Below are 14,927 nucleotides of genomic sequence, written 5' to 3' on the forward strand. Positions count from 1 at the left end.
CCCGCCCAGCCGTTGGGGCCCGCCCGCACATCCGCGCCACCGCGCCCTGTGGCACCCGGGCCCGGAGGGCGACCCGCACGGCAGCACCCCCGACCCGGCCCTGCTGCGCATCCGCCCCGACGACGTACTCGACGCCCTGGACCGGCTGCCGGACGCCGCCCACCCCGCAAGCCGGGGCGCCGACCGACGCGTGCCCGTCGATCACCTATGAATCGCCCCAGCCCCATGGACCCCACACCCATCGGCATCGTCATCGCCACCCGCAACCGCTCCGCCACCCTCGCCGAATCCCTCCGCCACCTCACCGCCCTTCCCGAACGCCCGACGATCCTCGTCGCGGACAACGCCTCCACCGACGACACCCGCGCCATGGTCGCCCGCCACTTCCCCCAAGTCCGCGTGCTCTCCCTCCCGTTCAACCGCGGCGCCCTCGCCCGCACGCACGGCGTCCGCGCCCTGCGCACCCCCTACGTGGCGTTCAGCGACGACGACTCCTGGTGGGCGCCGGGCGCGCTGAGCGAGGCGGCCCGGCTGTTCGACGTCCACCCGCGGCTCGGCCTGCTCGCCGCCCGCACCCTCGTCGGCCCCGACGAGACCCCCGACCCGCTCAACGACCTGCTCGCCGACTCGCCTCTGGGCCCGGCCCCCGACCTCCCCGGCACCCAGGTCCTCGGTTTCCTCGGCTGCGCCGCGGTCGCCCGCCGCAGCGCCTACCTCGACGTGGGCGGCTACCATCGGCTGCTCTTCTTCGGCGCCGAGGAGACCCTCCTCGCCTACGACCTCGCCGCCCGCGGCTGGGGCGTCACTCACTGCCCCGAGGTGATCGCCCACCACCACCCGGACCCGACGCCCCGCCCCCACCGCCCGGCCGTGGTCCGCCGCAACGAACTGCTCACCGCCTGGCTGCGCCGCCCCCTGCCGTACGCGCTGGCCCGCACCGGCGAGCTGGCCGCCGAGGCCCGCCGGGATCCCCACGCCCGCCGCGCCCTGCGCGAAGCCCTCGCCCGCCTCCCGGCCGCCGTGGGCGCCCGTCACCCCCTGCCCCCGCACGTCGAGCGCGCCGCGCGCCTTCTCGACGGAGCGACAGCATGACCGACCCGCGCACCACCGTCGTCGTCATCACCCACAACCGGTGCCCCGAACTCCTGCGCACCCTCGACCGACTCGCCGAACTCCCTGAGAAGCCGCCCGTCTTCGTCACCGACAACGCCTCCACCGACGGAACCGCCGCCGCGGTCGCCCACCACCACCCGGAGGTACGGCTGCTGCGGCCCGGCCGCAACCTCGGCGCGGTCGGCCGCAACCTGGCGGTACGCCAGGTCCGTACGCCGTACGTCGCCTTCTGCGACGACGACTCGTGGTGGGCGCCCGGCGCGCTGTCCGGGGCGGCCGACCTCCTCGACCGGTATCCCGCGCTCGGTTCCGTCACGGCCCGTATCGTCGTCGAACCGGATGGCGTCGAAGACCCGATCAACGAAGAACTGCGCAACTCGCCCGTGCCCCGCCCCGGTTGGCTGCCCGGGCCGGCGCTGGGTTCCTTCCTGGCCGCCGCGACCGTGCTGCGCACCGACGCCTTCCGGGCGGCCGGCGGCTTCCATCCGCGGCTGTGGCTGGGCGGCGAGGAGGAGCTGCTCGCCGTGGACCTGGCGGCGGACGGCTGGTGGCTGACGTACGCGGAGGACCTGACGGTCCATCACCAGCCGTCCGAGGTACGGGACTCCACGCTCCGGCGCACGCACGGCATCCGCAACACGCTCTGGTTCACCTGGCTGCGCCGCCCGGCCGGTCCCGCCCTCCGCCGCACCCTGCACCTGGCCCGCACGGTCCCGCGCGACGCCGCGTCCCTGCGCGCCTTCGCCGAGGCGGCGGCCGCCCTGCCGTGGGTGCTGCGCGAACGCAGGGTGGTGCCGGCGGCGGTCGAGTCACGCCTGCGCGCACTGGAGGACGCGCAGCGACACTCGACCGCCCGCCGCTACACGGGCTGAACCCGGACCTTCAAACGGGCTGAACACAGACCTTCGAGCTCAGTCGGTGCTCTCCGGGCGTTCGCCCTTCGGGCCTCGGCCGCGCTCTGTGCGCGGACCCCGGCTCCGCCATTCCGGATCCTGTTGCAGGGACTCGTTGGCGGCCGCGTTCGCGTCCTGGTCGGAGATGCCCGACCGTTCGGCGTCCTTGCGCAGCCGCGCCCGCCGGGTGTCGTACTTCTTGCTTCCGGGTTCGGGCACGACGATCACCTCCTGGCGACCGGGTCCCCGTGGCCCCCGGCGACAAACGCTCAGCCCTGCGTCCACCCCAGGGCGGCCGGCAGGGCATCCGCGCCGTCGGGCCGCGTTCCCGCCAGGAACTCGGCGCGGATCCGTCGGGCGGCAGCCGGGCCGGAGGTCAGGCACCAGTCCCACCAGGTCCCCAGCCGGCCGGCGTCGAGCCCTTCCGCGGGGAGCAGCGCGGGCCAGCCGCAAGCATGGGCCTGGGCCGTCACCTTCGCACCGCCCACGACCGGGTCCACGGCCAGCGCCGGGATTCCGGCCCGCAGCGCCAGCACCAGCCCGTGCAGCCGGTCCGTGACGACGAGGTCCAGCCGGGCCAGCACGGACTCCAGCTGCTCCGGCGTGGCGCTCAGCCGCCAGTCGCGCGTGTCGAGCCTGGTGTCCAGCTCCAGGCGGGCGCAGTCCTGGCCTGCCAGCCAGCGGGTCACCTCGTCGGCGACCTGCCCGTGCCGCCGCTGCCGCGCGTACTCGTGCTGCCCGTGCGTGAGGATCACCCCGACCACGGGCCGTGCGGGGCCGGCCGGGGCACGCGCCGACAGGTCCCGCCCCGGCTCCGCGTCCGGGGCGTCGCGCGCCAGCACGCGGTGGAAGCCGGTGACGGCCGCGGTGCCGGAGTCCACCACCGAGGTGCCGACGGCGATCCGTACGCAGTGCGCGAACCGCCGGTGCAGCTCCTCGACCTGCGGCCCGTGCAGCGGCCCGCACACGAACACCAGATGCGAGTAGTCCTCGGGCCGGACCTGGTCCAGGTGCGGCGCACCCGGGCGGAACCCCGGGCTCCACACCACCTCGTACGGGATCCCGGCCCGCTCCAGCACGTCCTCGACCCGCCGCAGCGCCAGTACGTCACCGGCGGTCGCCTCCCCGTCACGGAAGCTGAACCACCCGGTCAGCAGGACCCTCATGCGCTGCCGGGTTCCCCCGGGCGGGCCGGGGACACCGGCCCGCCCGGGGAAGCTCACTGGCCGTAGAACGTGGCGTCCGCCCGGTCGGTCGCCGTGCTCGGGGTCTGGACGTACAGCAGGTACTCGTAGTGGCGGAGGTAGCGGCCGGATGCGTTGTACGACTCGTAGGAGACGCCGGCGGAGTCGGAGAGTCCCGCACGCCTGTGGAAGGTCGCGTCCGACGCGAACTGCGTGCTGCCGTCGTTCTTCTCCAGCCACACCTCGTAGTTCTTGTGCCGCAGGTAGTAGCCGGGGAAGTTGGCCGACTCCAGCGACACCGTGCCGCTTCCGGCCAGGCCGGGGACGACGCGGAACTGGGAGTCCGCGAGCGGGGAGACGTTGGCCTCGATCTTGGCGCGGAACTCCCAGTGGCGGACGAACCGGTCCGGGAAGTTGTACGACGACAGGCGCTGCGGGGTGATTCCGTCGGCCACCGGGATGCCGAAGTCGGGCGTGCCGTCGGCCTTCCAGTACAGCTTCTGGACGCGGGTACGGCGGTTGGGGTCGTTGAGCGGGTCGCCGCTGATGTCCTTGTAGCTGCGGTCGTGGTAGACGAGGATGTCCGACTTTCCGTCCTCGGAGACGGTGAAGGAGTTGTGGCCCGGGCCGTACTGCGAGGTCGCGTCGCTGCTCTTGAAGACCGGCTGCGAACCCTTGCTCCAGGAGGCCGGGTTGGTCAGATCGGCGGAGGCGGACGCCGTCAGCAGCCCCAGGCAGTAGTTGGCGTCGGTGGCGCTGGCGGAGTACGACATGAAGACCTTGCCGCCGTGCTGGATGACCGCCGGGCCCTCGTTGACCTTGAACCCGACCGTCTCCCACGACAGCGTGGGCTGGGAGATCTCCGCCGCAGTGCCCTGGATCGTCCAGGGGTTGGCCATCTTCGCGATGAACAGGCTGGTGTTGTTGTTCTCGGCCGGGTTGCGCTGGGCCCAGGAGAGGTAGCGGACGCCGTTCACGACGAAGGTGGTGGCGTCCAGGGAGAAGCTCTCCCAGGTGGTCCTGATCTGGCCCTTCTCGGCCCAGGTCGCGGTGAGCGGATTGGCTCCGGTGCCCTCCAGGACGTACATCCGGATCGCCCAGATGTCGTTGGTGGCGCCGGCCGCGAAGTACACGTACCACTTGCCGTCGATGAAGTGGATCTCCGGCGCCCAGATGTGCGCGCCCATCACGCCGCTGGCGTGCTTGGTCCAGATCGTCGTCTCGGGGGCGGTCTTCAGGCCCTGGATGGTGGTCGCCCGGCGCAGCACGATGCGGTCGTACTCGGGGACGGTCGCGGTGAAGTAGTAGTAGCCGTCGGTGTGCTTGAAGATGTGCGGGTCGGCGCGCTTCTCCGCGATCGGGTTGGTGTACGTCACGGCGGGGGACGCCGGCACGGCGGCCTGAGCGGTGGTGGTGCCGGGGCCGACGAGACAGGCCGCCAGGGCGACGAGGACGGCCATGAGGAGCCGTACGGCGTTGCGTCTCAAGGGAGTTCTCCAGATCAAAGGTCAGCGCGAGGGGGTTGATCAGGTCGTGGGGACGAGGCGCCACTGCTGGCAGGTGTTGTTCAGCCACGACCACTGGCGTACGTCGGTGCCGTTCGCGGTACCGCAGTTCGCGACGTCGGCGACCTTGCCGCTGTTCTCGTTGACGATCCGGACGTGGTCGTCGGTCGCTGTGTATACGAGGCGGTAGCGCTGGCACTTGTTGTTCAGCCAGGACCACTGGCGCAGGTCGGCGCCGTCGGCGGTGGAGCACTCGGCCGCGTCCAGGACGCCGCCGGTGCCGACGTTGACCAGTCGGCTGGTGTCGTCGCCGAGGTCCTCGATACGCCACTTCTGGTTGGCGCCGCCGGTGCAGGTCCACTGGAAGACGTTGGTGCCGTTGGCCGTGTTGCCGCCCTCGACGTCCAGGCACTTGCCGCTGCCCCGGTTGACGAGGGTGTACGACGTCGGAGTCGCCGCCGTCTCGCCGGACGGGCCGGGACGCGTGCCGCCGAGGGCGACGGGGGTGCCGAAGTTCGGGGTGCCGTCGGCGTTCCAGGTGAACTCCTGGGCGCGGGTGGTCCGGGCGTTGCCGCAGCCGCCGTTCGCCGAGGAGTTGGCGTGGTAGACGATCCAGTTCTCGGTGCCGTCCGGTGAGGTGAAGAAGCCGTTGTGGCCGGGGCCGTAGACGCCGCTGGCGTCACTGCGCTGGAAGACCGGGGTCTGCTTCTTCGTCCAGGACGCCGGGTTGAGCGGATCCGAGCCGGTGAGCTCCAGCTGGCCCAGCTTGTAGTCGGCCGTCTGACAGGAACTCGCGGAGTACGTCAGGAAGGTGCGGCCGTCGTGGTAGAGCGGCTCGGGGGCCTCGTTGACGGGGGAGCCCGACCGTTCCCAGCTCAGCGTCGGACTGGAGATGACGGTGAAGGCGCTGCTCGCCAGGGTGTACGGATTGCTCATCGGCGCGATGACCAGGCTCTGCGCGCCGCCGTTCACGAAGCCGCTGCCGAGCAGGTACAGCCGGCCGTTCGCCTTCAGGATGCTCGCGTCGATCAGCCAGCCGCCCGGCGTGAGGTTCGACCCGGTCAGCGAGCCCTTGTAGGTGTACGGGCCCATCGGGTCGGTGCCGGCACTCTCCAGGACGTGCGTGCGCTGGGAGTCGCAGCAGGCGACGCCGCTCTGGCCGGCGGAGTAGTACAGGTACCACTTGCCGTCGAGGAAGTGGATCTCCGGCGCCCAGATGTTGGTGTTGCGCGTCGACGTGGTGTCCGACCACACCTGCACGGTGGGCGCGGTGGCGAGGCCCGCCAGGGTCGGCGACTTGCGCATGCCGAGGACGCCGGTGAACGTCGTGGTGATCAGGTAATAGTCGCCGTTGTAGTACTCGAGCCAGGGGTCGGCGCCCTTGGTCGATTTGAGGGGGTTGGTGTAGGGGCGGCCGTCGGCCGCGGCGGCCGGCTGGGTCGTCGACACCAACGCCAGGAGTACGGCGAACACGCAGACGAGCATCCGGCGCATACGGCGCATACGAGACCGCTCCTGTCCGTAGTTTCGAACGTGGTTCGTGAATTCGGTCAGAAGATAAGTGGGCGGCATGCCCCCGTCAACGGTTTCGTCACATGCGCTTTACACGCGCGGCATCGTCCGGCCGTGTGGCCGTGTGGCGTCGACCGATCATGTCCGCCGCGTGGCGATGCTCAACGTGTTCGCGACGACGATCGCGCCGATGCTCACCCACTCCGTCCACCCCAGGCCCTCACCGAGGCCGATCCAGCCCACCACGGCGGCCAGGACCGGATTGACGCTCATGAACAGGCCGAAGGCCTGGGCCGGTACGCGGCGCAGGGTGAACAGGTCCGCCAGGTAGGGCACCGCCGAGGAGAGCAGCCCCGCGGCGACCGCGTAACCGACGGCCTGAGCGGTCGGCGGCTGCCGCAGGACGAGGAACGCGCCGACCGGCAGGAACATCAGGGCGGACAGCGCGGCGGCCGCGGCGGACCCCTGGGCTCCGGGGACGCGCCGGCCGACCGTGCGGTTGAGCAGGATGTACGACGCCCAGCAGGCGGCGGCGAGCAGGCCAAGGCCCATGCCGACGTAGTCCGCCGAGGGGCGCGGACGCATCAGGGTGACGACCCCGGCCGCCGCGATCAGCGCACAGCACAGGTCCACCCGGCGGCGCGTCGCGGCCAGGGCGACGGTGAGTGGGCCGAGGAACTCCAGGGTCACCGCGAGCCCCAGGCCGATGCGGTCGACGGCGCTGTACAGGGACAGGTTCATCGTCCCGAACACCACGCCGAGCAGCAGCACCGGCCACCACTGCCGCCAGGTGAAGGCCCGCAGTTGGGGCCGCCCGACGGCCAACAGGACGAGCGCGGCGACGTATTGGCGGACCGCGACGACTCCGACCGGTCCGAGGACCGGGAAGGCGAGGGAGCCGATCGCGGCGCCGGTCTGGTTGGACAGGCCACTGCCGACCATCGTGGCCACACCGGCGAGACGCCCGCGGGCGGGCTCCGGGGTGCCTGCGGGGGCGGCGGTGGCGTTCACGGGTGCCGAGGCGGGTGCGGCTCTCATACGCTGATCGTGCGACCGCCAGACGTATACGCAAAATGCGTCCGCTCCGCGATCTATACGCTTGGCTCATGGATGTGGAGCTCCGGCAGTTGCGCTGTCTCGTCGCGATCGTCGACGAGGGCAGCTTCACCGACGCGGCCATCGCGCTCGGCGTCTCCCAGGCCGCCGTCTCCCGCACCCTGGCCTCGCTCGAACGTGCCCTGGGTGTACGGCTGTTGCGCCGCACCTCCCGCGAGGTCACGCCCACCGCGACCGGCCTGCGGGTGCTGGCGCAGGCCAGGCGGGTGCTCGGCGAGGTGGACGACCTGGTCCGGGAGGCCACCTCGGGGCACACCCGGCTGCGGATCGGCTACGCCTGGTCGGCGCTCGGCCGCCACACCCCGGCCTTCCAGCGCGGCTGGGCCGAGGCCCACCCCGAGACCGACCTGCACCTGGTCCGCGTCAACTCCGCCACCGCCGGCCTCGCGGAGGGCGCCTGCGACCTCGCGGTGCTGCGCAGACCGCTGGAGGACCGGCGGTTCGACTCCGCCATCGTCGGACTGGAACGGCGGCTGTGCGCCCTGGCCACCGACGACCTCCTGGCCAGGCGCCGCTCGGTGCGGCTCGCCGACCTCGCCGGACGCACCCTGCTGATCGACCGGCGGACCGGCACCACGACTCCCGAACTGTGGCCGCCGGACGCCCGCCCCGAGACAGAGGAGACGCACGACGTCGACGACTGGCTCACCCTGATCTCGACCGGCCGGTACGTCGGCGTGACGGCGGAGGCCACCGCCCACCAGTACCCGCGCCCCGGCATCGTCTACCGGCCGGTCCGCGACGCCGAGCCCATCGCCGTACGCCTCGCCTGGTGGCGCGACGACGCCCACCCCGCCACCCAGTCCGTGATCGAACTGCTCACCACGCTCTACCGCGCCGGCTGATTGCCCCCTTTCCAGGGGGTGTTTCAGACGCCGTGGTCCGTGAAGGCGCCGTTGCCGGCGAAGGCCAATTCGGCGAAGCGTTCGCCGATGCGGCGGTGGGTGGCGGCGTCCGGGTGGAGCTGGTCGGGCAGCGGCAGTTCGGCGGAGTCGGCCTCGCCGTAGAGCTCGCGGCCGTCGAGGTGGTGCAGGTGCGGGTCCTCGGCCGCGCGCTGCGCCACGATCCGGGTGAGCTCGTCCCGTATGACGCCCAGGGTCAGTTTGCCGGCCGCGCGTTCGGCCGGATCGCCCATGGCCCGGAACCGGAGGTGGCCGGTGCTGAGGGAGGTGAGGTCCGGGGCGCTCGGTCCGGGCGTGTCCTCGTGGATGGGGCACAGGATGGGGGAGACGACCAACAGCGGGGTGGTGGGGTGGCCTTCGCGGATGGTGTCGAGGAAGCCGTGGACGGCGGGGGTGAAGGCGCGCAGACGCATCAGGTCGCTGTTGACCAGGTTGATTCCGATCTTGACGCTGATCAGGTCAGCAGGGGTGTCCCGCAGGGTGCGGGCGGTGAACGGGTCGAGCAGGGCGCTGCCGCCCAGGCCCAGGTTGATCAGTTCCACACCGCCGAGTGAGGCGGCGAGCGCGGGCCAGGTGGTGGTGGGACTGGCGGCGTCCGAGCCGTGGCTGATCGAGCTGCCGTGGTGCAGCCACACCCTGCGGCCATGGTCCGGTGCGGGCTCGACGGGGGCGTCGGTGCGCAGGGCGACGAGTTCGGTGGTCTCGTTGTGCGGCAGCCAGATCTCGACGTCCTTGACGTCGTCCGGCAGGTCGGTGAAGCGGAGGGTGCCGACCGGGCCGGGCTGCAACTCGGCGGTACCGGTGGTCATGTCGATGGTCTGGGCGTTGCCGCCGGCCACGCTGGCCCGGCCGGTCGGACGACCGTCGACGAGCAGGTCGTACACACCGTCCGGGCGGGGCGGGGCGCCGACGTAGACGCGCTTGGTGGGCCGTGTGTCCAGTTCGACGGCGGTGGCCCGGGTGCGGAAGACCAGCCGTACGCCGGAGGGCTGGGACTCGGCCATGGCCAGTTGTCCGTCGGCGTACTGCGCGCGGGCCCAGGCGGGTAGCCGGTGCGGCAGCACGCCGCGCTCGGTGTGCTCCAGGTCGAGGGCGCCGCGCAGGAGGTCGGCGGTGATGGGTGTGGTCGTCCAGTCGTGTTTGGGGGTGTGCATGGTGTCGGCCTCAGGGGTTGTGGAGGGGTGCGGGCCAGTTCCGCAGCAAGGCGTCGAGGGCGTCCAGGATCCGTGACCAGCTCTCCTGCGAGTCGGGGGCGCTGTGACTGAACCCGCCCCCCATCTCCAGGCTGACGTAGCCGTGGAAGACGCTGCCCAGGAGCCGTACCGCATGCGTCTGGTCCGGCTCCGTCAGGTCGTAGCCGCGCAGGATCGCCCGCGTCATCCGGGCGTGTCTGCCGCCGGCGCCGGCGGCGGCCGCCTCCGGGTCGAGTCTCAGCTGGGCCGCGGCGTAGCGGCCGGGGTGCTCGCGGGCGTAGTCGCGGTAGACGTTCGCCAAGGCGGCCAGGGCGTCCTTGCCGGCCCGCCCGGCCAGCGCCGCGGCGCCCCGGTCGGCGAGCTCCTCCAGGGCGAGCAGGGCGATCCGGGTCTTGAGGTCCTGGGAGTTCTTCACGTGCGAGTACAGGCTCGCGACCTTGACGTCGAACCGGCGGGCGAGCGCGGAGACGGTCACCTGGTCGAAGCCGACCTCGTCGGCCAGTTCCGCACCCGCCCTGGTCAGGCGTTCCGTGGTGAGTCCTGCGCGCGCCATACCGTTCCTCCCGCTCGGCCTACTCGATTATGCAATTACCTAACCCCTTTAGGCGAATTGCCATCGAGTTTAAGAAGCCGGCCCCGTGATCAGCCCGCTCGCAGCACCCGGACCGGTTCCCCGGCGAGGAAGGCGGAGATGTCCTCCACCACCTCGCCGTAGTAGGTGCGGTAGTTGGACTCGGTGACGTAGCCGAGGTGGGGCGTGGCCAGGACGTTCGGCAGGGAACGCAGGGGGTCGTCGGCGGGGAGTGGTTCGGTCTCGAAGACGTCGAGGCCGGCCCCGGCGATCCGGCCCTCGCGCAAGGCGTGCAGCAGCGCCGCCCGGTCGACGATCCCGGCGCGGGACGTGTTGACCAGGTAGGCGCTGGGCTTCATGGCACGTAGTTCCGCCTCGCCGAGCAGACCGCGGGTGCGCTCGGACAGCACGAGGTGGATCGACACGAAGTCACTGCGCCGCAGCAAGTCCTCCTTGCTGTCGGCCAGTTGGGCTCCCTCGGCGGCGGCGCGCTCGGCGGTGAGGTGCTGGCTCCAGGCGAGGACCTCCATGCCGAACGCCGCGCCGACGCGCGCCATACGGCTGCCGATCTTGCCGAGGCCGAGCAGCCCCAGCGTCCGGCCGTGCAGGTCCTGGCCCACCGTGGACTGCCACGGTCCGTTCTCCCGCAGGGCCCGGTTCTCGACCGTCAACTGCCGTGCCAGGCCCAGGATCAGAGCCCAGGTCAGCTCCAGCGGCGGGGTGCTGCTGCTGGCCGTGCCGCAGACGGTCACGCCCGCGGCAGCGGCTGCCGCCAGATCGATGGAGGCGTTGCGCATGCCCGTGGTGACGAGCAGCCGCAGCCGCGGCAGGCGACGCAGCAGGTCCGCGTCGAAGGGCGTCCGCTCCCGCATGATCACGACGATGTCGCAGTCGGCGAGCGCGTCGACCAGCTTCTCCCGGTCGGTGAGGTGCTCCCGCAGGACGCGTATGTCCACCTTCCCCGTGAGCGGTGTCCAGTCCGCGTGCGTGAGGGCGGCGCCCTGGTAGTCGTCGAGTACGGCGCACCGCAGGGTCATGCCGGCTCGCTCCCCTCGCGGTGCGTGGTGCCGCCGGACGCGGCTTCGGGGGTGGGGGTCTCGATGATCACGTGCTTTCGGTCCTCTCCGGTACGGGCGCGGTGTACTGCTGGGCGAGCAGCTCCCCGATCATCCCCCGCATGACGGAGCTGACACCCGGCGTGGCCGCGTCGTACGGGGCAGGGATCAGGCCATGTCCGAGCCCCGTAGCAGGAGCTGCGCCACGGCCATGCCGGCCACCGCGATCGCCGCCCGGAACGGCCACCGGCTCCGGTCCCCGGACGGCACCGCCGTACCCGCCACGGCGACAGTACCGGCCACCGCCGCCAGCAACCGGTCCGGGATCTCCACCGGCCCGGGCGGCCCTGCGACGACCACGCCCACGGCCGCCAGCATCACGAACGGAGCCAGCCACCGGCAGGCCGTACGGCCCAGCCGCTGCGGCAGGCCGCGCACGCCGGTCGCGAGATCGTTCTCGATGTCCGGAAGGACGTTCAACAGGTGCGCCCCCACACCCAGCAGCGCCCCCGCCGTCACCGCCCACCAAGCGGGCCAGGACGGCGACGGCAGACCGAGGGTGACGAAGGCCGGCAGCGCGCCGAACGCCGCGGCATAGGGCAGCGGTGAGAGCACCGTGTGCTTCAACCGCAGGTTGTAGGCCCAGCCCGCGGCCACCATGCCCAGGTGTGCCGTTCCCGCGACGGCGCCGCTCAGCAGTGACAGCGGCACGCACAGCCCCAGGGCCGTCCCGGCCGCGACAGCCGCCGCCCGGGGCGGGAGTTCGCCGGTGGCCACGGGCTTGTCGCGGCGCCCGCAGGCCGTGTCGCGCTGCGCGTCGGCCGCGTCGTTGCACCAGCCGATCGAGAGCTGGCCGGCCAGCACGGCCGCGGCCACCGCCGCCGACCCCGCCACCCCGCGGCCCGCCGCCACGGCCAGGGCGGTCACGAACACCGTCACGGCGATCGCCGGCTCCAGGTGGCAGGAACGGAGCAACACCGGGACACGGTGTGTCGTACGCGAGAGAACCCCGGACGGGTGGAGAGACACGTGTGCAAGGTAATCCGGCGTCCAGGGCGAGGAAGGCATTACCGACATGCGTGTCCCCATGATCGTCGACCCTGCTTCGTCCCCGTCCCTGGCCCCGTCTCCCTCCCCGCCCACCGCCCCGCGCCGGACGCCCCTGCCCGCCGCGCCGACCACGATCGCCGCCGTCCACACCGCGCTGCCCCCGCACCGTTACGGCCAGGACGACCTCACCGAGCCGATCGGCGACCTGTGCCTGCCCCCGGGGGCGGACCGCGCCGTGCTGCGCCGCCTGCACGCGTCCGCCGGTGTGCGCACGCGGCATCTCGCCCTGCCGATCGAGCGGTACGCCGGTCTCGGCGACTTCGGGCAGAGCAATGACGCGTGGATGGCGGCGGGCCTCGAACTGGGCGAGGAAGCCCTCACCGGCGCGTTGAAGGAGGCGGGGCTCCAGCCGTCCGACGTTGACCTGCTGGTGTGCGCCTCCATCACCGGCGTCGCCGCCCCGTCGCTCGACGCACGGCTGGCCGGGCGCATGGGGCTGCGGCCCGACGTCAAAAGGCTTCCGGTGTTCGGCCTGGGCTGTGTGGCGGGCGCCGCCGGCCTCGCCCGGGTGCACGACTACCTGCGCGGGCACCCCGACGACACCGCTGTCCTGCTCACCGTCGAACTCTGCTCCCTGACGCTCCAGCGGCGTGACGACTCCCGCGCCAACCTCGTCGCCGGCGCCCTGTTCGGCGACGGTGCGGCAGCGCTCGTCGCACGCGGAGCACGCGGAAGCGGCGATGGAAGCGGCGGCGGGAGCGGTGGAGGGAGCGACAGCGGTCGCGCCGGGCCGGGCGCGGCCGGGCCCTCGGTGGTCGCCACGCGCAGCCGCCTGTATCCGGACACCGAACAGCTCCTGGGGTGGAACATCGGCGCCGGCGGATTCCGCGTCGTGATCGATGCCGGTGTTCCCGGCATCGTGCGGGACCACTTCGGCCGGCATCTGCGCGCCTTCCTGGCGGAACACGGCCTCACCACCGACGACATCGGGACATGGGTGTGCCATCCGGGAGGCCCCAGGGTCCTGTCCGCCGTCACCGACGCCCTCGGCCTGCCCGCCGACGCCCTCGACTCCGCGCGGCGCTCCCTCGCGGCGGTGGGGAACATGTCCTCCGTCTCCGTCCTGCACATTCTGCAGAGCATCCGGGAATCCCGTCCGCCCCACCCCGGCACGTGGGGGCTGCTCATGGCGATGGGCCCGGGATTCTGTTCCGAACTCGTCCTGCTGCGCTGGTGAGTGGTCCTCATGCCCTGGTACACGCTTCTCGTCCTCGCCGTCGCCGCCGAACGCGTCGCCGAACTCGTCGTCGCCCGCCGCAACGCCGCCTGGACCCTCGCCCGTGCCGGTGTGGAGCACGGCCGTGGCCACTACCCGGTCATGGTCGCCCTGCACACGGGCCTGCTCGGGTGCTGCCTGCTCGAACCCGTGCTCGCCGACCGGCCGTTCCTGCCCGCTCTGGGGTGGCCCATGCTGGCGCTCGCCGTACTGGCCCAGGCCCTGCGCTGGTGGTGCATCACCACACTCGGGCCGTACTGGAACACCCGGGTCATCGTCGTCCCCGGAGCGCGCCTGGTCGGCGCCGGACCCTACCGTTTCCTGCGCCACCCCAACTACGTCGTGGTCGTCGTGGAGGTCGCCGCCCTGCCCCTGGTGCACTCCGCGTGGCTGACCGCGACGGTGTTCAGCGTCGCCAACGCGGTGCTGCTCGCGGTCCGTGTCCGCTGCGAGAACGCGGCCCTCACCCAAGCGGTGCCCGCGTGAGCCGTGGCCACGACCTGCTGATCGTCGGAGGCGGACCCGCCGGCCTCGCCACCGCCCTGCACGCCGCGCGCGCCGGTCTCGACACCGTCATCGCCGAGCCACGCCGGCCGCCGGTCGACAAGGCGTGCGGTGAGGGCCTGATGCCCGGAGCCGTCCGGGCCCTCGCCGCTCTCGGCCTGGAGGTCCCCGGCCACCCCCTCACCGGCATCCGCTACATCCAGGGCTCCCGCCAGGTCCAGGCCGCGTTCCGGCACGGCCCCGGCCTCGGCGCGCGCCGCACCGACCTGCACAGCGCCCTGCACCGGGCCGTCCTGGACGCGGGGGTGCCCGTACTGCCCCTGCGGGTGGAGGACGTACGGCAGGACACCACGGGCGTGACCGTCCCCGGCACGGGGCTGCGCGCCCGGTGGCTGGTCGCCGCGGACGGCCTGCACTCACCCGTGCGCCGTTCCCTCGGCCTGGAGGTGAAGACCCGGGGCGCACCCAGGTACGGGCTGCGCCAGCACTACGCGGTGCCCCCCTGGTCTCCCTACGTCGAGGTGCACTGGGGCGCGCACGCGGAGGCGTACGTCACCCCGCTCGGCCCCGCACTCGTCGGCATCGCCCTGCTCACGGCCCGGCGAGCCCCCTTCACCACCCAACTGGACGGCTTCCCCGAACTGGCGGCCCGCCTCCCCCCGGAAACGGCCGTCACCCCGGTGCGAGGCGCGGGACCGCTCCGCCAGAGAGCCCGTACCCGCGCCCACGGGCGGGTCCTGCTCGTCGGCGACGCCGCCGGATACGTCGACGCGCTGACCGGTGAGGGCGTCTCCCTCGCCCTCACCGGCGCCGAAGCCTTGGTCGCCAACGTGCGCCGCGGCACTCCGAGCCGCTACGAGACCGACTGGAGCCGTGCGACCCGCCGCCACCGCCTCCTGACGGACGTCCTGGTGAGGGCCCGTCAGCAGCCCGCACTCGCCCCGCACATCATGCCCACCGCCGCCCGCCTGCCACGCCTCTTCGCGGCGGCGGTGAACGCCCTGGCATGAGACGTGGCCGGCCGCCACCGGAAGCGCCACAGCACACGTGATC

Annotated in this window: 15 protein-coding genes and 1 pseudogene; 7 read left to right on the top strand and 9 right to left on the bottom strand. The window is 72.6% G+C overall.

Annotation, left to right across the window (positions count from 1 at the left end):
* From CLM62_RS28450 to CLM62_RS28460, 3 genes and pseudogenes are all read left to right on the top strand, one after another.
* Window positions 1–211, top strand: a pseudogene (locus tag CLM62_RS28450) (hypothetical protein); the annotation flags it as partial.
* A gap of 14 nt (window positions 212–225) precedes the next feature.
* Window positions 226–1,092, top strand: coding sequence for a glycosyltransferase (locus CLM62_RS28455; protein WP_179382261.1), 867 nt, complete (start codon window positions 226–228; stop codon window positions 1,090–1,092).
* On the top strand, window positions 1,089–1,985 hold the full coding sequence (locus tag CLM62_RS28460) for a glycosyltransferase family 2 protein (protein WP_095752770.1): 897 nt from the start codon (window positions 1,089–1,091) through the stop codon (window positions 1,983–1,985). The genes CLM62_RS28455 and CLM62_RS28460 overlap by 4 nt, the downstream gene beginning before the upstream one ends.
* Before the next feature lie 39 nt (window positions 1,986–2,024).
* Here the strand turns inward: CLM62_RS28460 and CLM62_RS28465 are convergent, their stop codons facing one another.
* The 5 genes from CLM62_RS28465 to CLM62_RS28485 form a co-directional block, all read right to left on the bottom strand.
* A complete protein-coding gene (locus tag CLM62_RS28465) occupies window positions 2,025–2,225 on the bottom strand; it encodes a hypothetical protein (protein ID WP_095752805.1) in 201 nt (66 codons plus the stop codon).
* A gap of 50 nt (window positions 2,226–2,275) precedes the next feature.
* Window positions 2,276–3,172: a polysaccharide pyruvyl transferase family protein gene (locus CLM62_RS28470; RefSeq protein ID WP_095752771.1), complete on the bottom strand. Its 897-nt coding sequence runs from the start codon at window positions 3,170–3,172 to the stop codon at window positions 2,276–2,278.
* Between the two features lie 53 nt (window positions 3,173–3,225).
* The gene (locus CLM62_RS28475; RefSeq protein ID WP_095752772.1) at window positions 3,226–4,650 is read right to left on the bottom strand and encodes a family 43 glycosylhydrolase; all 1,425 of its coding nucleotides are present in this window, start codon (window positions 4,648–4,650) and stop codon (window positions 3,226–3,228) included.
* A gap of 66 nt (window positions 4,651–4,716) precedes the next feature.
* Complete coding sequence (locus CLM62_RS28480; RefSeq protein ID WP_373559194.1) at window positions 4,717–6,198, bottom strand: family 43 glycosylhydrolase; 1,482 nt, start codon at window positions 6,196–6,198, stop codon at window positions 4,717–4,719.
* 147 nt (window positions 6,199–6,345) lie between these two features.
* Complete coding sequence (locus CLM62_RS28485; RefSeq protein ID WP_095752773.1) at window positions 6,346–7,245, bottom strand: DMT family transporter; 900 nt, start codon at window positions 7,243–7,245, stop codon at window positions 6,346–6,348.
* A gap of 68 nt (window positions 7,246–7,313) precedes the next feature.
* On the opposite strand from CLM62_RS28485, the gene CLM62_RS28490 reads away from it, so the two are divergent.
* The gene (locus tag CLM62_RS28490; RefSeq protein WP_095752774.1) at window positions 7,314–8,168 is read left to right on the top strand and encodes a LysR family transcriptional regulator; all 855 of its coding nucleotides are present in this window, start codon (window positions 7,314–7,316) and stop codon (window positions 8,166–8,168) included.
* A gap of 23 nt (window positions 8,169–8,191) precedes the next feature.
* On the opposite strand, the gene CLM62_RS28495 is transcribed toward CLM62_RS28490, so the two are convergent.
* From CLM62_RS28495 to CLM62_RS28510, 4 genes are all read right to left on the bottom strand, one after another.
* A complete protein-coding gene (locus CLM62_RS28495) occupies window positions 8,192–9,379 on the bottom strand; it encodes a GDSL-type esterase/lipase family protein (protein ID WP_095752775.1) in 1,188 nt (395 codons plus the stop codon).
* 10 nt (window positions 9,380–9,389) lie between these two features.
* Window positions 9,390–9,971, bottom strand: coding sequence for a TetR/AcrR family transcriptional regulator (locus tag CLM62_RS28500; RefSeq protein WP_095752776.1), 582 nt, complete (start codon window positions 9,969–9,971; stop codon window positions 9,390–9,392).
* An 89-nt stretch (window positions 9,972–10,060) separates the two neighbouring features.
* Complete coding sequence (locus CLM62_RS28505) at window positions 10,061–11,026, bottom strand: D-2-hydroxyacid dehydrogenase family protein (RefSeq protein WP_095752777.1); 966 nt, start codon at window positions 11,024–11,026, stop codon at window positions 10,061–10,063.
* Between the two features lie 186 nt (window positions 11,027–11,212).
* Window positions 11,213–12,019 (bottom strand): UbiA family prenyltransferase, encoded by an 807-nt coding sequence (locus CLM62_RS28510; protein ID WP_257004139.1) that lies wholly within the window; start codon window positions 12,017–12,019, stop codon window positions 11,213–11,215.
* Between the two features lie 100 nt (window positions 12,020–12,119).
* On the opposite strand from CLM62_RS28510, the gene CLM62_RS28515 reads away from it, so the two are divergent.
* Genes CLM62_RS28515 through CLM62_RS28525 form a run of 3 tightly spaced genes read left to right on the top strand, consistent with a single transcriptional unit; the run spans window position 12,120 to window position 14,884 of the window.
* Window positions 12,120–13,331: a 3-oxoacyl-[acyl-carrier-protein] synthase III C-terminal domain-containing protein gene (locus CLM62_RS28515; protein WP_179382262.1), complete on the top strand. Its 1,212-nt coding sequence runs from the start codon at window positions 12,120–12,122 to the stop codon at window positions 13,329–13,331.
* Window positions 13,332–13,340: 9 nt separating this feature from the next.
* Window positions 13,341–13,856: an isoprenylcysteine carboxyl methyltransferase family protein gene (locus tag CLM62_RS28520; RefSeq protein ID WP_095752807.1), complete on the top strand. Its 516-nt coding sequence runs from the start codon at window positions 13,341–13,343 to the stop codon at window positions 13,854–13,856.
* The gene (locus CLM62_RS28525; protein ID WP_095752780.1) at window positions 13,853–14,884 is read left to right on the top strand and encodes an NAD(P)/FAD-dependent oxidoreductase; all 1,032 of its coding nucleotides are present in this window, start codon (window positions 13,853–13,855) and stop codon (window positions 14,882–14,884) included. The genes CLM62_RS28520 and CLM62_RS28525 overlap by 4 nt, the downstream gene beginning before the upstream one ends.
* Window positions 14,885–14,927: the final 43 nt, after the last annotated feature.

This window comes from Streptomyces sp. SA15, assembly GCF_002291145.1.
In the GTDB taxonomy this organism is placed as follows: Bacteria; Actinomycetota; Actinomycetes; order Streptomycetales; family Streptomycetaceae; genus Streptomyces.